The sequence below is a fragment of the Streptomyces sp. NPDC001135 genome (genome assembly GCF_053598395.1).
This window is the reverse complement of the sequence record NZ_JBSFKD010000015.1, coordinates 145,572-166,253: the sequence shown is the minus strand read 5'-3', so window position 1 is coordinate 166,253 and position 20,682 is coordinate 145,572. Positions and strand designations below refer to the sequence as shown.

The following is a 20,682-nucleotide window of genomic DNA, read 5'->3' as shown; positions in this document are numbered from 1 at the left end:
CAACCGCCGGGGCCGGCCGGTGAACCAGACGTACGGCATCGTGGGCGTCACGGCCGTGGTCCTCGCCACGGTCCTCGTCGGCGCGCTCGGCCTGCGCATCTCCCGCACCACCTCCGACTTCTACGTCGCCTCCCGCACCGTCGCCCCGCGCCTCAACGCCTTCGCGGTCAGCGGCGAGTACCTGTCCGCCGCCTCCTTCCTCGGTGTCGCCGGACTCGTCCTCGCCCAGGGCGTCGACATGCTGTGGTTCCCCATCGGCTACACCGCCGGCTTCCTGGTGCTGCTGGCGTTCGTCGCCGCCCCGCTGCGCCGCTCCGGCGCCTACACCCTCCCCGACTTCGCCGAGGCGCGGCTCCAGTCCCGGGCGGTGCGCCGGATCGCCGGGGTGCTGGTCGTCGGCATCGGCTGGCTGTATCTGCTGCCCCAGCTGCGCGGCGCCGGTCTCACCCTGCGGCTGCTCACCGGCGCCCCCGGCTGGCTCGGCGGGCTGGTCGTCGCCGCCGTGGTGACCGTCGCCGTCGCCGCCGGCGGGATGCGCAGCATCACCTTCGTCCAGGCCTTCCAGTACTGGCTGAAACTCACCGCGCTGCTGGTGCCCGTGGTGTTCCTGCTGCTCGCCTGGCGCGCCGACCACGCCCCCGCACCGGCCTGGGACGACCGGCCCGTCCTCCACCGTTCCACCGAGGTGCGCGTCGAGGGGCCGCTCACCCTCACCGTGCACGAGCCGGTCCGCGTGACCGCCTCGGGAACCGTCGACGGCCGTGCCGTGCGGGGGAGTTCGCTGCGGCTCGGTGCGGGCCCCCACCGGATCGGCGCGCACACCGCCCTGCGCTTCCCGGCCGGCGCCCGCGTCCCCCTGCCCGATCCGGGGCCCGACCGCACCGCGGCCTCCAGCTGGGCCAGGCCGCTGTCCTCGGACCGCGAGCAGCACAGCCTGTACGCCACCTACGGACTGATCCTCGCCACCTTCCTCGGCACCATGGGCCTGCCGCACGTCGTGGTCCGCTTCTACACCAACCCCGACGGCCGCGCCGCCCGCCGCACCACGGTGAGCGTGCTCGCCCTGCTCGGCGCGTTCTACCTCCTGATCCCCCTGTACGGCATGCTCGGCCGGCTGTACGCCCCCGATCTGCTGCTCACCGGTGACACCGACGCCGCTGTCCTGGTCCTGCCGCAGCGGCTGATCGGCGGGGTCGCCGGTGACCTGCTGGGCGCGCTCGTCGCCGGTGGCGCGTGCGCGGCGTTCCTCGCCACGGCCTCCGGACTCACCATGTCCGTGGCGGGCGTCCTCGCCCAGGACGTCCTGCCCACGCTCGGCGTCCGGCACTTCCGGCTCGCCACGCTGCCCGCGATCGCGGTGCCGACCGCCGCCGCGGCCGTGGTCAGCGACCTCCCCGTGGCCGACGCGGTCGGCCTGGCCTTCGCCGTCTCGGCCTCCTCCTTCTGCCCGCTGCTCGTCCTCGGTATCTGGTGGCGCGGCCTGACCCCGCCGGGTGCGATCGCCGGGCTGCTCCTCGGCGGCGGCTCGGCGCTCACCGCGGTGACGGCCACGATCGCCGGCGGCGCCCGCTCCGGCTGGCTGCACGCCCTGCTGGCCTGGCCCGCGGTGTGGTCGGTGCCCGTGGGCTTCGCGGCGATGGTCCTGACCTCCCTGGCCACCCGCGACCGCGTGCCCCCCGGCACCGCCGCCACCCTGGCCCGCCTGCACCTCCCCGAACCCCCGCCCACCCCCCGCCCCGGACCGGCCACGACCTGACGAGGGATCCGTTGTGCACACCCCCGACACGACCCCAACAGTCCAGCCAGCACCCCACCCCCGTCCCCCCGCCACCCCCCGTCCCCCCGCCTGCACCCTCGCCGCACGTGCCTGCCATGTCGCCGACAGCGCCTGTACACCCGCTGCCCCCGGCCGCCGTTGGGCCGACAGCGCCTGTACACGCGCTGCCCACGCCCGCCATGCCGTCGGCGGGGCCTGCGCACCCGCTGGTTGCGCCCGCCGTTTCGCCGGTCGGGCTCGCACGCTCGCCGCACGTGCCTGCCGTGTCGCCGCCGGTGCCTGCGCACCCGCTGCCCACGCCCGCCGTGTCGCTGGTCGGGCCTGCGCACCCGCTGGTTGGGCCCGCGTGCGCGTCGGGCGGGGCCGCGGGCCTGCCCGCCGTGCAGGCGCGGCCGTCCGTCGGTCCGGGCAAGGGCGCGGCGGGTGCACTGTCGGTGGTGCCCTTGGGCGGGGTACCGCCCGTCCCGGCGCCGCGGACGCGCGGCGCCCATGACCGTCCTCGGTACCGCCGCCCTCGTCCTGGCCGGGCTCGCGCTGTTCGTCCTCGGTGTCGCCCTCGGGCACGGTGCGGCGCGCCGGCAGCAGGAGCACACGGCCGACAGCGACGGGGCCCACGCCCTGCGCACCGCCGCGCTCGCCGCGGCACCCCTGCGCGGCGGACTGACCCCGGACACCGCCCGCAAGGCGGCCCGCAGGCTGCGCCCCCTGCTCGGCAGTCCCGCCCTCGCCCTCACCGACGACGCCTCCGTGCTCGCCTGGGACGGTGCCGCCGACCACCACCGCCCGCAGATCGCGGAACGGCTCGCGGAACGGCTCGCCCACCCTGCGCGCACCCGGGCCTTCCCGCTGTCCTGCGACGACGCCGGCTGCCCCGTCCGCTGGGGCGCCCTGGTGCCCCTGACAGCCGACGGCGGTGTCCCCGGCGCCCTCGCCGTGCTCGCCGCCGCCGAGTCCACCGCTCTGCTCCGGGCCACCGAGGAAGCGGCGCGCCGGCTTTCGCTGGACCTCGAACTCGCCGGCCTCGACCGGGCCCGAGCCAGCGCCCACGAGGCCGAGGTCCGGGCCCTGCGCGCCCAGATCTCCCCGCACTTCATCTACAACTCCCTCGCGAGCATCGCCTCCTTCGTCCGCACCGACCCCGAGCGCGCCCGCGAACTCCTCCAGGAGTTCGCCGACTTCACCCGCTACTCCTTCCGCCGGGACGGCGACTTCACCACCCTCGCCGAGGAGCTGCGCTCCATCGAGCAGTACCTCGAACTCGCCCGCGCCCGCTTCGGCCGCCGCCTGAAGGTCACCCTGCGCATCGCCCCCGAGGTGCTGCCCGTGACCCTGCCCTTCCTCTGTCTGCAACCCCTCGTCGAGAACGCCCTCAAACACGGCCTGGAGGAGTCCGTGGAGCGCAGCAGCGTCACGATCATCGCCGAGGACGAGGGAACCGAGGCCCGGGTCGTCATCGAGGACAACGGGGTCGGCATGGAACCAGAGCGCCTGCGCGCGATCCTGCGCGGTACGGCCGGACCCGCCACCGGCATCGGACTGAGCAACGTCGACCGCCGGCTGCGCCAGGTCTACGGCGACGACCACGGCCTCGTCATCGAGACGGGCGTCGGCGCCGGCACGAAGATCACCCTCCGCGTCCCGAAGTTCCGCCCGGGCATCCAGGCCCCGCCGCCGTGACCCCGCCTGCGTGCCCCCGCCCCTCGGTCAGCTGTCGTCGTCCGAGGAGTGACACCTCTTCGGGAACGAGGTGTCGCCGTCGGGCGTGGCGAGGAAGAAGACGTCGATCCGCACCTTGCCGGACGGCCCGCCCTTCCAGTAGCCCCGCTTCGGCGCGTGCCTGAAGTGCGAAAACCCCCCGGTGATCATCGAGTTGACCTTGTCGGCGGCCTCCTGACCCGGCCCCGGGTCCGGCGCCGTGCCGAAGGAGAGCACGAAACCCGCCGTACGGTCCGCCACCCCGGCCCCGCGCAGCTGCGCGCCGAACTGCTTGCGCACGGACCCGGCACTGCCCGTCCGCACGGTGAAACTGCACGGCTTGAGCACCAGCCCCCGCTCCGCCGGCTGGGTGCTCGGCGGCGGGCTGGACGGTGTGCGGGGCTTCGGCGTCGTACCCGTGCGCTGTTCGCGCGGCAGTGAGCCGAGGGCGATCACGAGCAGCAGCAGGAGCAGGTCGGCGAAGAGCCACCCGGCGAGCAGCACGGTGCGCCCGGCGGCCGCCCGCTGCGGCGGCCGGCGGCTCACGGCCGGCCCCGGTACGGCGGCGGGTCGGCGTTGTCCAGGCCGCCGGACGGAAGGTGCCCGGTGCGGCTGTCGAGGCGGTCGACGAGCTGCCAGATGCTCCGGGTGGAGTCCACCAGGTTCTCCGCCCGCTCGGTGAAGACGAGCAGCGTCTCCCCGAGACTGCGGGCCAGTTCCCGTACCGAGGCGACCGCGAGGTCGTGCCGGTGGATCTCCTGCCCGGTCGTCTCCTGGGCGCGCCGCAGGTCGCCGACGAGCGTCTCGATGGCGGCGCGCAGTTTCGCCTCGTCCTCGGCGTTCTGCTCCCGGATCCGGATCAGGTCCTGGGCCAGCTCGCTGGGCGGGGTGAGCCCCCGGATCAGCCGGGTCAGTTCGTCGACCGTCTTCGTCCAGCCGTCCAGGGCGCTCTGGATCCTGCTGCCCGGGCCGGTCTCCAGGACGGCCGTGATCTCCTGGGAGGTGCGGTGCAACGCCGACACCAGTACCTCCGTACCGGCGTTGAGCTGGGAAGCGAGCTTCTCCGCGCTCCGGCTGTCCAGCGGCTTGCCGGCCGGCCGTGCGGGCGTGGCGAGCAGGAACGTGGCCAGCGCCAGTTCGTTGGCGAGCCGCCCGCGCTCCTCCTCACGGGAGAGCCGGCGCTCCCGGCTGCGCTGCAGGGCGTGCAGCACCAGGGTCAGCAGTACGACGGCCAGGATGAGCAGCGTGACGTGGAGCGCGGACGTGCCCAGGGTCACGGTGGTCGGCTCGGGCGGGCTGCCCTGCGGGAAGCCGCGGGCCCAGCCGAGCAGGAAGGGGTCCTGGCTGCGGGTCGCGTCGTAGGCGTCCAGGGCGCCGCGCAGCCGCCACCAGGTGAGTGCGATGGGCGCGAACACCAGCACGTCGCGGGCGACGCCGAGCCAGCCCTCCAGGGTGCCGCGGCCCTTCGAGGGCGCATCCGGGAGCAGCACCTCGGGCGGGTAGGCGGCGACCAGATCGGTGCCGGCGAGGGTGGCCCCGCCCCGCTCCAGGTCGGCGACGACGCGGTCGAGCACCCGGGTGTCGGAGCCGTCGGCGCGGGCACGGTTCGCCAGGGCGCGGATCCGCCCGGCGATGCCGTCGAGTTCGGAATCGAGGCCGGTGCGTTGCGTGGGGACCGACCCGGGGTTCGGCGGTGTTGCCTCTTCAGTCGATGTCATGCGGCGTCATTCGTGTCGTCCGGCAGTCGGTGTGGGGAGCGGGCAGGGCGGCGGGGGTGCCCGACGTCAGGGCATGGAGGTCAGCAGGATGTAGCCGAGCGTGCAGAGCAGGACGAAGAGCAGCGCCGACACGAAGACCACGGCGAGGCCGTCGAGTTGGCCCAGGCCCCCGAGCCCGCTGCGTCGGCGGCCGGGCGGCTCCTGCTGGCCGCCGTCGGCGTGCGGGCCGGCCGCCCACCGGCTCGGATCCCGCGGCGCCGGCGACTCCCACTGCGAGGGGTCGGGGACGACTCCCTGGGCGGGGTGGCCCGACCCTGGGACGGCCGGATGGTCCCACGCGGTGTGCGCGCGTGCGGGGGAGGGGGTCGACGGGTACGGGTCCGCACCCGTGGCGGCCGACGACTGTGAGCCGGTGCCCGTGGCGGGCGGGTCGTGCCGGGGCCCGCCCGGCGTGGCCGGGACCGGGCCGGGGGCGCCGTGGCCCGGCGGCGTGGCCGTTCCGCCGCCCAGTACCGGTCCGCCCGGCCGGGACCCGTAGGGGGAGCCCGCGCCGGGGCCGGGGTACCCCTCGGCGCGAAGGAACTGCTCCGACAGCTCGTATCGGATCCGCTGCTGGGCCCCGTCGTCCGCGGCGAGGTCCAGTGCGGCGGCGTACAGGCCCAGCGGCGCCCGGACCCCGGCGCGTTCCACCAGGGTCGCGGCGACCGTGCGGTCCAGCCGAGGGCCGTGCGCGGCCAGGAGCAGCTGGCGGAAGCAGTCGACCTCCTTCACGCGGTCGCCGCCGGCGATACGGTCCACCGGGTCGAGCAGCAGGCCCTGCTCGTACCACAGCCGGGCGGCGACCGGGCTCGGGCCCGCGTCCGCGAGGTGGCGCAGCACCAGGTGCATGGCCTCCGGGTAGCGGCCGGCGTAGCGCGCGACGAGGTCCAGGAGCTCCTCGGCCGGGCTGGCCGCGAGGAGGTCGGTGTGGTCCAGCGCACCGGGGGGCATGCGCAGGGCCAGGGCCACGATCAGGAGCCGCCGGTGTGCGGCCCGGCTCAGGTCCAGGCCCGGGGGCGGCACCTGCCGGCCGAAGACCCTGGCCACCACCGGGGGTGCCGGTTCCGCGTCCCTGGTCGCCTCCACCAGCCCGTCGGGCCCCTGCCCGGTGAGGCAGGCCTCCACGGCCTCGGTCAGCAGCAGGTCCCGCAGCTCGGGATGGCGGGCGGCCCGCAGCTCCAGGCGGCGCCAGCGGCGCAGCGCCGCCGTGAGCCACTCCGCGGACTGCCGGCGCAACTCGCCGGTCATGCGCGCCCGTTCACGGACCAGGACACCGCGCTCGACGGCCCGTTCGAGCAGGGAGTCGTCGAGGAAGACGTCCAGGCGGACCCGTGGGTCGGCGATCCGGCCGTCCACGACCGGTACCGTCCGCCGCCAGGCGTCCACGTCCTGCGCGGTGTGCAGCGGGTGCGGCGGGCGGATCCGCTCCAGCGCCGCGTGTCCGTCCTCCCGGTACAGCTCCACCAGCTGGGCGGCGAACCGGGCGGTGTCCGTGTCCGGCGGGGGCTCGGTCACGTCGACGCGCCGGCGCTGGTTGATGTACATCGACTGCGGCGGACGGGAGGCGAGGAACACCACCCGGGGCTGATGACCGCCCTTGTCGGTGGACTCCCGGCTCGCGAAGGTCCAGGGCCTGCCGGAGACCGGCCCGGCGATGTCGAACAGGGCCGTCATCGTCGGCAGGGCGAGCTGCGGCCGGGTGAGGACGCTGAAGTCCTCCGCGGGTTCGGCGAGGATCCGGGCGACGAGCGCGGTGAGCTGATCGGCCGGGACCTCGGCGACCCGGTCGCGCAGCGCGGCCAGGCCGGGCCGCGCCGCCTGCCTCAGGTCGTCCAGGTCGAGCGCGGCGAGGTCCGACCCGGCGCCGTCCGGCTCGCGGTCCCGCCAGCCCGGCCAGTCGTGCAGCCCCAGGGCGATTCCGGCGTCGATCGCGCGCGGGTCGCCGACCAGGACGTGGGTCAGCGTGGCGCCGCCCCGGCCGTGCGGGTTGCTGGAGGGCAGCTTGCGCAGGACGGCCGCCTCGTCGTCGAACACCAGGTGGACGAGGCTGGCGGAGTCCTCCGGCTGTTCGCCCTGGCCGTCCTGGGTGGCCCAGACGTACTGGAGGCGCTTGGCCCAGCGGTCGAGGGTGCGCAGCCCGGAGTGGGCGACGGGGCGGACCCCGGCGTTGCCTTCGTGGTCCCGTTCGGCCCAGCCGAAGAGGATCTGGTCGACCGTCGTCATCGGACAGCTCCCTGGCCGGGGCCGTCGGGGTCGAGGACCCCGCACATGGCGAAGAGGGCGAGCATGGGTTTGAGGGTCCGGCGCGGCGCGAAACTCCCGTGCGGGGAGCGCTGGACGCCGTCCGCCTCGACCGCCTTGTGACCGGTCGCGGTGGCGAAGTGCAGCGTGGAGCGGGCGCAGCGCACGAAGGGGGCGAGCCAGCCGGCGGCGCCGCGGGAGCTGAGGAAGGCGTAGGCGTCCTCGCTCTCCTGCTCCACGGTGGCCAGTTGCAGTTCCTCGTCGGGGGAGGTGTTCTGGAACCAGCGGTCGACGAGGGGCTCGTGGTGCCGCAGCAGATCGCACTTGCCGACCACGACGGCGGCCGGCAGCGGCAGGAACTGGGAGCCGTCCACCCCGTGCAGCCGACCGATCTTGTCGAGGACGACACCGAAGGACGGGTCGCCGGTGACGCTGCCGGTGGCGGCGGTCAGCCCGCGGATCCGGGTCGGGTCGACCACGAAGACCAGCGCGCTGACCGCGCCGAGGAACGGCACCTCGGCGTCGTGGTCGGCGAGCCACTCGCCGGAGACGTCGAAGAAGGCGACGGCGACATTGCGTCCGGTGTTGCTGTTGTGGATCCACAGGGCGTCGGTGAACTCCGGCGGCTGGGCCGGGGTTCCGGCCAGGCCCTGGCCCTGGTCGAGGAAGGGCCGGACGACGTCCTTCAGATAGCGCTGGTGCAGTTTCAGGTCGAGCCCGCCGACGACCAGGCCGAGGCGGGCCATCCGGTCGACGTCGGAGAGCATGCCGAGCATGGCGGCGAGCAGATGGCTCTTGCCGGCCGCGGACTCGCCGACCACGCCGATGACCAGGGGCTCGCCGAAGTCGCCGTAGCGGCCGGGCAGGACGTGCGGCTCGCCGCCGCCCGTGCACAGCCGGTAGGCGTCGAGGCGGCGGTGGTTGCCGAGCACGTCGTCCTCGCCCTCGAGCGGGGCGAGCGGCTCGGGCCGGCCGTCCGCGGTGAGGGTGACGGTCTCGGCCTTCGCCCAGTCGACCATGCTGAGGCAGATGGGGCACCTCACCTTTGCTGCCATGTCACTCCCCCCTCAGGCCAGCGCCAGGACGGCGATCAGCACGCCGACGAGCGTGACGGCCACGGCGACCGACAGGACGAGGGCCCGCCTGCCCATGACGGGCGTGACCGGGCCGGTGCGCGGGGCGGCGGCGGGCGGCTGGGGGTACGCCTGTCTGTGCTGCCGCTGGTTGAAGGCGTGCTGCCGGGCGCGCAGTTCGTGGAAGTGCTGGCGGGCCTGCTGTTCGGCCTCGGCGAGGCGGGGCGGGCGGGACGTGCCCGGGCCGGAGCCGGTGCTCCGGCCCGCCTGGGTGTCGCGGCGCAGCCGCAGTGTGTATCCGCTGACGCGCTGACGCGCCTCGTCGGTGAAGACCCCCTCCAGCAGGGTGCGCTGGCCGGCGTCGAGCCAGCGCACCCGGTCGCGCATGTCCGCGGCCGTGGTGGCCTCCTCGCCGGTGGCGAGGTGGAAGATGACGGCGCCGGCGGAGTAGACGTCGTCCCGGCAGTCGGCCCGGCCCTGGCCCTTGGCCTGTTCCGGGGACCGCCACGGGTCGGTGCCGGCCGCCGCGCCGCGGGGCTCGCCCTCGTCCAGGGTGAGACCGAAGTCGGCCAGCTGCAGGGTGGTCCCGTCCCACCACAGGGTCTCGGGCCGGATGTCCCGGTGCACCAGGCGCAGGTCGTTCAGGTGCCGGAGCACCGCGAGGATGCCGTCCACGACGGCCCACAACTGGCCCGCCGCCAGCGGTAACCGGTCGCCGATCTCGGACAGGGGGCGGCCGCGCCGGGTGGCGAGGAGGTAGGGCGCCCGGCTGTCCACCCGGTAGCCGATGACGCGGCTGAGTTCGGGCGGGTAGCTGGTGATGCCGAGCCGGCGCACCAGCACGTCGGCCGTCCTGACGGTCCGTTCCAGCTCCCGGCGCGCCGCGTCGGTGTGGGCGATGCGCTGCACGACACGCTCGCCGCCGCCGTGCACCAGCAGGCCGTGACGTTCCCGGAACCCGTCCCGGGATATTTCTCCCTGGCGATCGAAATCGATCTCGAAGATCGATTTTCCGGCATCGCGGCCACCACAGGTGATCATTTCCAGACGCTCGATCAAACCCGCCCCCGATAAGTGTGCTGCGGAATCCGAAACTACACCCGCGGAGCGTCACTGCGCGTACCCTTCTCACCAACGGCCCAATACGTGACGGTAGTTGGCTCGGGGGACGAACAGATGGCCAGTCCGACATGGACACAACTGCGTGATGCCGGCGCATTCGAAACACTGGGCGAATTGTTTCCGGACGCACCCCACAGTCACGCCTTTCTCGAAGACCTCGGAATCAGCCCGGCCCTGCTGCCGCCGTTCTCCCAGCTGCCCGCCGCCTCCTGGTGGCGCGCGGTCTGCCGGACCGTCGACCAGGGCCGCTTCCAGGGCGTCACGCTCGGCGACCTCGTCACCGCGGCGGCCGTGCTCTTCCCGGGACACGAGGGCCTCGCGGCCCTGGCCGGCCGGAGCACCCCGGCGGGCCTGCGGGTGCTGTGTCTGATGTCCGCGCCGCTCGACGAGGCCAGGCTGCGCATCGGCGCCGAACAGCGCGTCGTCCGGGAGGCGGCGGCCCGCTCCGCCGGCCGGCTGACGGTGGAGGCCCACCCGGCGGCCCGGGTGTCCGACATCCTGCCCCAGCTGCAGGCGGTCCGGCCGCACATCGTGCACTTCGCCGGGCACGGCACGGACGACGGCCGGCTGCTCTTCGAGGACGAGACGGGCACCTCCGCCCCGGTCCCGGTACGGGCGCTCGCCGCGGCCCTCGCCCTGTACGCGCCGCTCACCTGCGTCGTCCTCAACTCCTGCTGGTCGGCGGCGTACGCGGACGGCCTGCTCGGCTGCGCCGACACCGTCGTGGGCACCAGCGGCGAACTCACCGACGACGCCGCCCTCGCCTTCGCCAAGGGCTTCTACGAATCCCTCGCCCACTCCACCGCCGTCGACCGGGCCTGCGAGGCCGCCCGCGTGGCCCTCCTGCTGAGCGGCCACGACCCGGACGAGGTGCACCACCGCACCCGAAGGGGCCGCGCGGCATGACGACACCCGACACGCCCCGCGCCACCTCCGCCCCCGCCGGCGTCGCCAGCGCCTTCGAGCGTGGACTGCAGCGCGGCGACAACCCGCAGGTCGCCGGAGCCGACGGCCCGGCCTCCACCACCGTGGACTCGCGCTGGCTCGGCACCTGGCGGCGCCCCGGCTCCGCGCGCCGCGCCCCCTGCCGGGTGTGCGGCCACACCTTCCGGCTGGACGACACCGTCTATCTGCGCCACGCCGAGGACGGCAGACTGACCGACGTCACCCACCACTTGCGCAATCTGCCCTGCAGCGGCGAGGCCCCGCCCGCCGACCCGTCCGACCCGGGGGCGCAGGCCGCCTTCTTCCGCGGCGTCGACACCACCGACCCCCGGCCGGACACCCTGCACACCGTACGGCTGATGCCCGGCGACCCGGTCCTCGGGCAGCCGCGGCAGCGCAACGCCTGCTTCGTGTGCACCCACACCTTCCGGCTGTTCGAGACCGTGGTCGTCTGCCCCTGCTCGCCCGAGGACCCCGGCTGCCGCAAGGCCGTCCACCAGGACCCGGCGCGCGGCCTCGGCTGCTTCGAGCAGTGGCGCAGCGAACTGACCGTCCAGCAGTGCCCCATGAACTTCCGCACCCTGAGGCGGAACTGACATGGGACGCTTCGACCGCCACGCCCTCGTCAGCGGCTGGGACCAGCAGCGGCTGGCGGAGGCCACCGTCGTGGTGTGCGGGGTGGGTGCCCTGGGCAGCCAGTGCGCCCAGGCGCTCGCCCTGGCCGGCGTCGGCCGCCTGGTGCTGTGCGACCCCGACACGGTCGCGGAGTCCAACCTCAGCCGCGCCCCGCTGTTCCGCGCCGACGACATCGGCGCACCCAAGGCCCCCACCGCGGCCCGCAGACTCACCGCTCTGTCCCCGGTGACCCGGGCCGAGGCCCGCACCGCACCCCTGGCCAGCGGGGTGGGCCTGGCCGAACTGCGGGACGCCTCGCTGGTCGTCAGCTGCCTGGACAGCCTGGCGGCCCGGCTCCAGCTCGCCGGCCGCTGCCAGCTGGTGGGCGCCGCGCTGCTGGACGGCGGCACCAGCGCCTGGGGCGGCGAGATACGGCTGTACGAGCCGTCCGGGCCCTGCTTCGGCTGCGGCCTCACCCCCCGGGACCGCGCCGCCCAGGACGACCCGTGGGCCTGCGCGGACGCCGTCGTACCCGAGGCGGGCGCCTCGGCGCCCGTGTCCGCGCTGATCGGCTCATGGCTGGCGGTGACCGCGGTACGGCTGCTGTGCGGTGCCACCACCGGCCCGGGCGTGATCCGGGTGGACGCCGCCGGCGGTACGGCGACCCCGGTGACCGTGCCCCGCGACCCCGACTGCCCCCTGCACCGCCGTATCCCCGCCGACCTGGTGGCTCCCGTCCCCGACACGGTGCTGTCCACCCCCGCCGACCTGACCGCCCATCTGGCCCCCGAGGAGACCGTGATGACCTGGGCGCCCCTGCCCGGTTCCCCGCCCCCGCGCGAGTCCACCCGGCTCACCGACGCGCCCCCGCGTGCCCGGCTCGCCGATCTCGGTGTGGCGCCGCGCGAGATCCTGCCGGTCGTCACGACCGGCCGCACCCGCGGAATCCGCTACCTGGAACTGGCCGGGGCCGACGGGAAAGGAACACCCCGATGACGTACGAAGCGGGCAAGCTCCCCTCCGACATCAAACGCGAACTGGTCAACCTGCTGGGAGAGCTCTACCGCACCCAGAACCAGGCCGAGGAAGTCCTGGACGACATGGACTTCCCGCAGCAGGCCCGGCCGCGCTGGGACGCGGGCCAGGAGATCGGCGCCTACTGGCGGCAGGTGGTGCGTGCGCTGGAGCTGGGCGCCGTACAGCGCGACGGTGTCCAGCAGCTGCTGGACACGGTGCTGGGCCGCTGGCCGGGCAACCAGGCTCTGCAGAAGATCCGTGCCTTCCTCGAGGAGGAGGAGCGGGAGCAGGCCGGCACCGCCGGGAACGCCGACACGCTGTACCGGACGGTGGAGTTCGTGGGCAGCGACGCCTACCCCGAACTGCTCAGACTGGTGCGCGAGCTGGTCGACGCCGACGCCGTCCAGCTGTACGCCGGCCACCGGCAGGCCGCCTACCGGGTCGCCGCGATGCTCCCGGACGGACTGGACCGGCTGCGCGAGCGGGCCGCGCGCATCGCACCCGACGTGGAAGTGCTCTACGGCGAGTACGACTTCCGCCCGACCCTGTACACCCGCCTGGAGGTCATGGGCCCCGACGGCCAGCAGTTCGAGATCCCGTACGTGCCCAACACGACCCTGCCGAGCGAACTGGTCCCCGCCGTCTGGGCGCAGTACCGGCCGGAGGTCGCCCAGGACGCCAACGGCCATCTGCTGCGCGCCGTGGTCGACTTCCGCGACGAGAGCGGCGAGGCCCGCCGCCTCGATCCCGAACAGCCGCTCTACAACCAGGGCGTGCGCGACGGCGGCCAGCTGCAGATGTCCGCCGAGTCGACGGCCGGTGTCGACGGCTTGCTGCGCTTCGAGGCGCTGGCCCGGGCCCGCGACGACATCGTCGACTTCGCCGCCGAACACGACGAGTTCACGCTGGTCACCATGGACGACGAGCGGCTGCCGATGGAGTACCGGGTGGAGCTGCACGTCCCCGGCTTCGCCCCGCCGGAAGACCTGGAGACCTGGCCGCTCGAACCCCGCCGTATCGACCAGCACGAGCTGGACGTCTGGATGCCCTCCGAGTTCCCCATCCAGGCCCCGCGCGTGCGCTGGCGCTCGGACGTGTTCCACCCGAACATCGCCCGGGACGAGGACCGCAAGGGCGCGGTGTGCCTCGGACCGCTGATGACGGACTACACACCCGACCTGAGCATGTACTCGCTGTGCCAGATGCTCATCGACATGGCCCGCTACCGCAACTACGAGATCCTGCCCCACGACTACCGGATGGCCAGGGACTTCGACAGCCTCGTGCAGGACATCATCGAACGCGGCGGATACCTCGACGCGGGCGCCGCCGCCTGGGCGTTCTCCTGGGAGGGCCAGGAACGCATCAAGGAGATCGGCGGCACCACCTGGCTCGCCCGGGCGGGCCTGACCGAGCGGGCCGACCGCTCCCGGTTCCTGGAGGTCCAGCGCATGGAGGTGAGCGCGGATGAGTGAGGAGAACCGCGCCGGCACGGCCATGGTGCTGCTCTACAAGGGCACGTCCTTCGACCTGGTCGGCAAGATGACGCTGTCCTCGCTGATGGTCGAAGGACTGCGCCGGGACCTGCCCGACGGCGAACCCGACGAGCCGCTGATCATGCATCTGCGGTATGTGCGCAGGCCGGACCCCCGGCTGGTGGACGGCCCGCGCACGATCCACAACCTGCGCAGCCAGATCGGCCGTCTCTCAGTGATCGTCTCCCAGGGCGGAGAGACGGTCATCGACCGCGAGTACAAGGTGCGGGAACTGCTCGGCCCGGTCCTGCAGCACGTGGTGCAGCAGCTCGACCCCGACGAGCAGGTGTGGGGCTTCTGCATCGACCATCCCTCCCTGAGCGGTCTGGCCCTCGGGCGCTCGACCCCCGAGGTCGAGGGCACCATGGACCTCAACCTCCGCGAGAGCAGACGCAGTTTCACCGTGCGCAAGGTGGCCGAGCCGCCGGTGCCCGGGGTGGACCCGGCGGACCTGGGCATCGACGCGGCCGGGCTCGGCCAGGTGACGGTCCTGCTGTCCGGCGACATCCACGGCCATCTGCAGGAGATGAAACTGTCCCGCCGGCTGGAGGAGGGCGGGTTCCTGCTCGGAAAGGTCCTGCGCGTCCTCGGCCCGGAGCGCGCGGACGGGGCGGACGACACCGGCGAGGCGCCGGCGGACCGCTATCTGGTGGAGATCACCGAGGTCACCCCGGCCGAGCACGCGGGCGCCGGAGCACTGCACTTCACGTTCACCGGCGACTCCTTCCGCGAGGTGAACCAGCGCATCACCGCCTCCGGGCAGGACCGGCAGCTCATGGGCTGGTACCACACACATCTCTTCTCCGGGAACGACTCGGGCCTGTCGAGCATCGACGTCGATCTGCACCTCGGTACGTTCCGCCAGCCCTGGCAGGTCGCCGGACTGATCAATCTCACCGGCGAGGAGCGGCTGCTGCGTTTCTACGCACGTTCCGGCGACTCGGTGCGCGAATGCGAACAGTGGGTGAAAGATGACCGCGGTCGATACCGCCTTGCGCGTCCTGTTGTGGTCGACGGCCGCTGACGGCGGCGCGGCCACGCGGCCGGCACCGCCGGAGGGCGAGCTGACGGTTCCGCAGGAGCTGGCCGATCCGCCGTCCGACGCCACCGCGGCCGTCGTCCGGCTGGCGGCGCAGTCGGCGGCCCGGCTGCGGCTGGACGCCCTCGCGGCCCGCGAGCGGCGGCCGGTCGGGGCCGGGGCCCTCCTGCTGGCCGCCGCGGTCGGCGCACGGACCCAGGCCGAGCTCGCGGCCGAGACGGTCCGCGCGGTACCGCCCGCCCGCTCGCTGTGGGACGTGCTCACCTACCACGCGGTGGTCGCGCCCGCGCTGCCGCACATCGCCGACCCGGTGCTGGCCGGGCGGCTCCGGGCCGCCTCACCGCTCACCGCCCTGCTCGACCGGCCCGACCCGGTCGGCGAGACCCAGGCCGAACTCCTCCTGGAGGACGTGCTGCTGACCCATCCCCAGGGCCGCCGCCTGATCACCACCGTGTACTGCGAGGCCCCCGCCTCCCCGGCCCAGGCCCTGTGGCGGGGGCGGCTGCTCGACCAGCTCCGGATGGGCGAGCGGGAGCTGGTGATCGACGTGTACGAGGCGGCCCTGCTGCGCCACACGGAGGCACACCTGTCGCTCATCCACCGGGCCCGCGTCGGCCTGACCGTGCCACCCGACCTGGCCGCCGCCCGCCCGGTCGCCCACTGGTGGGCCGCACTCGCCCGGCTGGAGCGCTCGCACCGGCGCCTGCTGCGGGCCCGCTCGGGCATCGGCACCGCGTACCTGCCGGGGGTGCGGCTGTACCGGCAGGTGGAGCGGCTGGAAGCGAGTGGGGGGAGTACCGCGTGACCGGGACTGTGTGCCGGTGGCTGGTGGGGGGCCGTTGCGGTGTCGGTACCGCGTATCTGCCGGGGGTGGGGCTGTACCGGCGGGTGGAGTGGCTGGAAGCGAGTGGGGGGAGTACCGCATGACCGCAACCGTGCGCCGCATGTCCGTCGTTGCCCCGGACGAGGCGTCCCTGGCGGCGCTGCGCCGGCAGCCGCCGCACGTCACCGTCGAACAGGCCCTGGCCTCCGGGCCGTACCTGCTGCTCCTGCCGCTCCCGCCAGGCTGGGACGTGCTGAGCTGGGAGACCGTCTCACCCGAACTGCTGCTCCAGTCGGAGCTGCCGCACGGCACCCCGCTCTACGCACCGGCGTACTCGCCGACCGCGCCGCAGCCCGACCTGACCAAGCGGCCCGACCCGGGCCACACCACCGAACCACCCCGCGAACAGGCCGCACCCGAGGAGCCGGTGTACCGGCACCCGCAGCCCGGGGAGCTCCACGAGGACCAGGCGACCGTCCTCGCCTACGGCCGGGACATCGCCCAGGTCGCCTCGCTGCTGCGGGCCCGGCTGTCCGTGCTGGTCGTGGCCGAGAAACCGGTGGTGCCGCACCTGTGGCGGGAGATGGCCTCCCGGGCCGGGCTGCGGGCCGAGGTGCTGGAGGAGCCCCCCGAGGGCGAGGACGGCGACCCGCAGGAGCAGCCGCCGCCCGGCGAGCAGCTCATCCCCCCGGTGCAGCAGAACCCGCGCCAGCGCCTGCTGGCCCGGCTGCGCGAGCTGGTGCGCGCACTCAACGACGACACCGTGCTCGTCGTCCAGCACCTCGACCTCCTCGCCGGCGGCTCCGACGGACAGCTCTCGCCGGAGGCGCGGGAGGTGACCGAGCTGCTGCACGGGGCGCCCGAGCGGGTGATGCTCGCCTTCGCCGCGCCCTCGCTGTCCGTGCCCGAGGTGCTGGCCGAGCGGTTCAGCACCCGCGTCACGATCACCGGCGTCCCGCGCACCGTGTGGTTCCGTGACGACCAGGAGGAACAGCCGCTGGGCCGGGCCCTGGTCACCGTCGGCGAGGCGGAGCGGTTCGAGCGGTACGACCCCATCGAGTTCTACAAGCACGTCGCCGGCATGAACCCCGTACTGCTGCGCCAGGCCCTGCGCTACGCGATGAGCGTCCACCGGGACCACCCGGCGCCGGTCGCCCGCGACCTGTACTCCACGATCCGGGCGTTCAAGGCCCAGATGTCCAGCAACTTCGAGGTACCGGACGTCGGTTTCGACGACATCGCCGGCTACGACGAGGTCAAGGCCCACATCCAGCGGGCCATCGACATCGTGATGGGCCACCACCGGCTGCCCCCGGAACACGACCACCTGCGCACCAAGCTGATCCCGCGCGGCTTCATCTTCCACGGCCCGCCGGGCACCGGTAAGACCCTCTTCGCCAAGGCCATCGCCAACCGGATGAACGCCACCATCCTCGTGGTGTCCGGCCCGGAGGTCATGGGCACCTACGTCGGCGAGAGCGAACGCAACGTACGGGAGATCTTCGCCGAGGCCCGCCGCAACGCCCCCTCGGTCGTGGTCTTCGACGAGTTCGACTCCATCGCCTCGCGCCGCTCGGAGCACTCCGACGGCGGCACCCGCGCGGGCAACGCCGTGGTCGCCCAGATCCTCACCGAGATGGACGGCTTCCGGCCGGAGGTGCCGACCCTGGTGATCGGCACCACCAACCGGCTCAACCTGATCGACGAGGCCCTGCTGCGGCCCAGCCGCTTCGAGTCCATCGCCATCGACCTGCCCAACGACGAGGCCCGGCTGAAGATGATCAGCCTGCACGCGGCGAAGTTCGGCATCGACGTCAGCGGCGGGGTGGACGAGCTGATCGCGTCGGCGCTGCGCGGACGCAACGGCGACGACATCCACTCGGTCTTCCGGGACGCCTTCGTCGCCGCCCACTTCCAGGACCCGCCGGTGCAGCCCACACCCGAACAACTCGGCCAGATCGTCGGCCAGTTGCAGCGCAAACGACGCGAGCAGCGCCGCTCGGGCAGGCGCTGACGCCGTGGCGGTCACGAGGGACACGAGGAAGGAGGCACGGTGAGCTGGGGCCAGGACACCGTCGACACCATCAGGGACCTGGAGTACGTACGGCGGCGGCTCGACGGCGAGTTCGTCGGCCGGGACCGTGCGGTGCGGCTGCTGCAGCTCGCCGTGGTCTGCCGGGAACACGCGCTGCTGCTCGGACCGACCGGCACCGCCAAGAGCGAGCTCATCTCGGCCCTGGCCCGGCACATCGAGGCCCGCCGCTTCACCTATCTGCTCACCCGGTTCACGGAGCCGTCGGAGATCTTCGGCGCGCTGGACTTCGAGCAGTTCCGGCAGGGCGCCTACCAGGTGCGCACCGAGGGCATGCTGCCCACCGCCGAACTCGTCTTCCTGGACGAGGTGTTCCAGGGCAGCAGCGCCATCCTCAACACCCTGCTGACCCTGCTCAACGAACGCCGCTACCACAACGGCGCACGAGCCGAGGACGCCCCGCTGATCAGCCTGCTGGGCGCCACCAACGAGATACCCGACGATCCCGGCCTGACCGCGTTCTCGGACCGGTTCCTGATCCGGCTGGAGGTGGAGCCGGTGGGCGGTACCGACCTCGAACGGCTGCTCCAGGTGGGCTGGGAGCACGAGACCCGCCGGTTCACCGCCGCCGTCCAGGCGTCCGAACGGGCGCGGGGCGCGGACACCGCCGCCGGGACCGGCGCCCACCGCAGCTCGGGCACGGTGACCGTCGAACGGCTGGGCCGGCTCACCCTGCGGCTGAGGGACGTCGACCTGGACCCGGTCCTCGGCGAACACCGGGAACTGGTACGTCAGTTGCTGATCCAGGGGGTGCGGCTCTCGGACCGCCGGCTGGTGCGCAGCCTGAAACTCGTCGCCGGGGCCGCGCTGCTGCGCGAGTCCCGCACCGCCGAACCCGTCGACCTGTGGCCGCTGGCCCACATCTGGACCGACCCCGCCGACCGCACCACGGTCGAGGAGGCCGTCCAGGCCGTCGTGGAGAAGCACGGCGGGGAGCCGGCCGGGCGGCGCCGCCCCGACCACGAGATCCTGCTCGACGCCCGGGAGATCGGCGCACCGCTGATGGCCGGCCGGCGGCCCAGCGAGTGGAGCGTCGTCGAAGGACTCCACAAACTCGCCGATCTGTCACGGGAGTTGAGGGAGCATCCTCCGGTGAACACCCAGACCGAGGCAGAGCTGTCTCGTATCATTGCCGAAGTGAACGCCTTGCTCGACCAGTTCGAGTGAGGGCGGGAACACACGAGGGGGTACCCCAGCATGTGCAATCCCCGACGGGTCCGCATCCGGGCCTCCAGCCGGCTCACCCGCATATGGCAGGAAGAGCTGCGCCGTACGGGCCGGGCCAGCGCCGAGGTGGCCGGCGAGGCCACGCTGCGGGAGGAGTTCGGCACCCTGCTCGGCGCCCCGGCCCGCCGGGCCTTCGAGGACGCGCTCGGCGCCGACACCCGGTGGACCTGGCAGGACGGCGCCTACCGGCTCGAGATGGACGGCGGCACGGTCGTCTACCACCTCGACACCGGGGAGATCGAGATGACCGCCCGGCTCAGCGACATCGTGACCGCCGAGGCCGAGGTGACCCGCACGCTGCGGGGCACGGTCGACGTGAACACCACCGCCGAGCACACCGAGAGGTACTTCGACGACAGCTGGGCGGGTCTGAGCAAGTCTCTGGCCGAGCGCACCGCCCGCGCCCAGGCCCAGGAACGCGCCGACCGCGAGGCCGCGGAGCAGGCCGCCCGCCAGGAGGAGCGGGACCGCCTCGCCGGCCGGCGCAGCCTGGCCGGGCAGCGCGACGAGATCGACGCGGAGGCCCGCGCGGAGGCCGAACGCCGGGCCGCCACCGAAGCGGAGCGGCGCCGCGGGGAACTCGAACGGGACGCCGAGGCCCGGCTGCGGGACACCCGGACCGGCTTTCTGCGCCCGGTGCACGAGGTGCTGGCCGTGGCCTACCGCGACGCCATCGTGGCGTACGCCCGTGAGCACGGCGTGCAGGACATCCAGGTCGACGAGACGGACGGCACGCTCAACATCCAGTTCGAGATGGAGGCCTGAGCGATGCGGGTCAGGGTCGACTTCCGGTACAACGCCGAGACCGGCGAGGTCGAGCTGTTCCAGGTGGACGACATCGGCCGTACCACCCGGATCGAGGACCACGACGCCACCCACGAGGAGATCGCCTACGCGATCGGCCGGGTGCTGGACCGCAGGCCCGTGGCGGAAGAGGTACGAGACCAGGAACGCGAGCCGCAGCTCCGGCAGCTGCCCACCCAGGCCGATCCGGCCGGCGAAGAACAGCACCGCGAACCGAGGCGCGCCCACGAATGAGCAGATCGCCCGACCTCCTCGCATACGCCGCCCGCTGCTACGAGCAGGCGGGCGACTACGCCGAGGCCGCCCGCTGCCACGAGGAGGCCGGCCATCCGCTGAAGGCGGCCGAGCTGTGGGAACAGGCCGGTGACCCGGAGCGCGCCGCCGCCCTCTGGCGGCGCGCCCGCCGGCCGGGCCGGGCCGCCGAATGCCTGCTGTCCGCACGCCGCTTCGAGGCGGCGGCCGAGTGCTTCGAGCAGGGCGGCGACCTGCTGAGCGCCGGCTGGACCCTGGTCACCCTCACCCGGTCGTACGCCACCGCCGAGCACCTGTTCGCCGTCGCCCAGCCGCGAACGGCGGGCGAGCGGCTGCGGCGCCGGCTGGGCCGGCAGCTGGCCGCGGCCCGGGCCTACGGCGAGCACGAAGCCCTGCTGCGCACCCTGGCGGGCGTACCGGAGCGCATCGGCTCGCTCACCCCGGCCCGGGAGCGGGCCGAGGCCGAGGCCTGGGCGGTCACCGCGGCGGACCACATCCGCCGCCCGGACCTCGGCGCCCTCGTCTTCGCCGCCTCCTACCGGGCCGGTGTCAGCGGCTGCGCCGACCGCTGGCAGCAGTGGGCCGCCCGCACCCTCGGCGACACCACCGGCGTGCCCACCGGACCCGCGCCGCCGGACCCGGCACGGGACTAGGGCCCTTCCGACGGC

Annotated in this window: 19 protein-coding genes; 14 read left to right on the top strand and 5 right to left on the bottom strand. The window is 74.0% G+C overall.

Annotated elements, in window-relative coordinates; all coding sequences use genetic code 11:
• Window positions 1-19: 19 nt before the first annotated feature.
• Window positions 20-1,756, top strand: coding sequence for a sodium/solute symporter (locus tag ACWC94_RS20180; protein WP_450798123.1), 1,737 nt, complete (start codon window positions 20-22; stop codon window positions 1,754-1,756).
• Between the two features lie 510 nt (window positions 1,757-2,266).
• On the top strand, window positions 2,267-3,454 hold the full coding sequence (locus ACWC94_RS20175; RefSeq protein WP_450798122.1) for a sensor histidine kinase: 1,188 nt from the start codon (window positions 2,267-2,269) through the stop codon (window positions 3,452-3,454).
• Window positions 3,455-3,481: 27 nt separating this feature from the next.
• On the opposite strand, the gene ACWC94_RS20170 is transcribed toward ACWC94_RS20175, so the two are convergent.
• The 5 genes from ACWC94_RS20170 to ACWC94_RS20150 all read right to left on the bottom strand — a co-directional run bounded on the left by ACWC94_RS20170 (window position 3,482) and on the right by ACWC94_RS20150 (window position 9,452).
• Window positions 3,482-4,018, bottom strand: a complete 537-nt coding sequence (locus ACWC94_RS20170) for a hypothetical protein (RefSeq protein ID WP_450798121.1) — start codon at window positions 4,016-4,018, stop codon at window positions 3,482-3,484.
• A complete protein-coding gene (locus ACWC94_RS20165) occupies window positions 4,015-5,190 on the bottom strand; it encodes a hypothetical protein (protein WP_450798120.1) in 1,176 nt (391 codons plus the stop codon). The genes ACWC94_RS20170 and ACWC94_RS20165 overlap by 4 nt, the downstream gene beginning before the upstream one ends.
• 66 nt (window positions 5,191-5,256) lie before the next feature.
• Window positions 5,257-7,452, bottom strand: coding sequence for a hypothetical protein (locus ACWC94_RS20160; RefSeq protein ID WP_450798119.1), 2,196 nt, complete (start codon window positions 7,450-7,452; stop codon window positions 5,257-5,259).
• A complete protein-coding gene (locus ACWC94_RS20155) occupies window positions 7,449-8,525 on the bottom strand; it encodes a hypothetical protein (RefSeq protein ID WP_450798118.1) in 1,077 nt (358 codons plus the stop codon). Before ACWC94_RS20155 ends, ACWC94_RS20160 begins: the two co-directional genes overlap by 4 nt.
• Window positions 8,526-8,537: 12 nt before the next feature.
• Window positions 8,538-9,452, bottom strand: a complete 915-nt coding sequence (locus ACWC94_RS20150; protein ID WP_450798117.1) for a protein kinase domain-containing protein — start codon at window positions 9,450-9,452, stop codon at window positions 8,538-8,540.
• On the opposite strand from ACWC94_RS20150, the gene ACWC94_RS20145 reads away from it, so the two are divergent.
• The 12 genes from ACWC94_RS20145 to ACWC94_RS20090 all read left to right on the top strand — a co-directional run bounded on the left by ACWC94_RS20145 (window position 9,435) and on the right by ACWC94_RS20090 (window position 20,667).
• Window positions 9,435-9,617 (top strand): hypothetical protein, encoded by a 183-nt coding sequence (locus tag ACWC94_RS20145; protein WP_450798116.1) that lies wholly within the window; start codon window positions 9,435-9,437, stop codon window positions 9,615-9,617. The genes ACWC94_RS20150 and ACWC94_RS20145 overlap by 18 nt on opposite strands.
• Before the next feature lie 102 nt (window positions 9,618-9,719).
• On the top strand, window positions 9,720-10,571 hold the full coding sequence (locus ACWC94_RS20140; RefSeq protein WP_450798115.1) for a CHAT domain-containing protein: 852 nt from the start codon (window positions 9,720-9,722) through the stop codon (window positions 10,569-10,571).
• Entirely contained in the window at window positions 10,568-11,206 is a 639-nt protein-coding gene (locus tag ACWC94_RS20135) for a hypothetical protein (RefSeq protein WP_450798114.1), read from the top strand. Before ACWC94_RS20140 ends, ACWC94_RS20135 begins: the two co-directional genes overlap by 4 nt.
• A 1-nt stretch (window position 11,207) precedes the next feature.
• Window positions 11,208-12,221, top strand: a complete 1,014-nt coding sequence (locus tag ACWC94_RS20130; RefSeq protein ID WP_450798113.1) for a HesA/MoeB/ThiF family protein — start codon at window positions 11,208-11,210, stop codon at window positions 12,219-12,221.
• Window positions 12,218-13,717 (top strand): effector-associated domain EAD1-containing protein, encoded by a 1,500-nt coding sequence (locus tag ACWC94_RS20125; RefSeq protein WP_450798112.1) that lies wholly within the window; start codon window positions 12,218-12,220, stop codon window positions 13,715-13,717. The genes ACWC94_RS20130 and ACWC94_RS20125 overlap by 4 nt, the downstream gene beginning before the upstream one ends.
• A complete protein-coding gene (locus ACWC94_RS20120) occupies window positions 13,710-14,801 on the top strand; it encodes a JAB N-terminal domain-containing protein (protein ID WP_450798111.1) in 1,092 nt (363 codons plus the stop codon). Before ACWC94_RS20125 ends, ACWC94_RS20120 begins: the two co-directional genes overlap by 8 nt.
• A complete protein-coding gene (locus tag ACWC94_RS20115) occupies window positions 14,749-15,621 on the top strand; it encodes a hypothetical protein (RefSeq protein ID WP_450798110.1) in 873 nt (290 codons plus the stop codon). Before ACWC94_RS20120 ends, ACWC94_RS20115 begins: the two co-directional genes overlap by 53 nt.
• Window positions 15,622-15,739: 118 nt before the next feature.
• Window positions 15,740-17,653, top strand: a complete 1,914-nt coding sequence (locus ACWC94_RS20110) for an ATP-binding protein (protein ID WP_450798109.1) — start codon at window positions 15,740-15,742, stop codon at window positions 17,651-17,653.
• 39 nt (window positions 17,654-17,692) lie between these two features.
• Entirely contained in the window at window positions 17,693-18,898 is a 1,206-nt protein-coding gene (locus tag ACWC94_RS20105) for an AAA family ATPase (protein ID WP_450798108.1), read from the top strand.
• 30 nt (window positions 18,899-18,928) lie between these two features.
• Window positions 18,929-19,723: a hypothetical protein gene (locus ACWC94_RS20100; protein ID WP_450798107.1), complete on the top strand. Its 795-nt coding sequence runs from the start codon at window positions 18,929-18,931 to the stop codon at window positions 19,721-19,723.
• 3 nt (window positions 19,724-19,726) lie between these two features.
• Entirely contained in the window at window positions 19,727-19,996 is a 270-nt protein-coding gene (locus tag ACWC94_RS20095; protein ID WP_450798106.1) for a hypothetical protein, read from the top strand.
• Entirely contained in the window at window positions 19,993-20,667 is a 675-nt protein-coding gene (locus tag ACWC94_RS20090) for a hypothetical protein (protein ID WP_450798105.1), read from the top strand. The genes ACWC94_RS20095 and ACWC94_RS20090 overlap by 4 nt, the downstream gene beginning before the upstream one ends.
• Window positions 20,668-20,682: the final 15 nt, after the last annotated feature.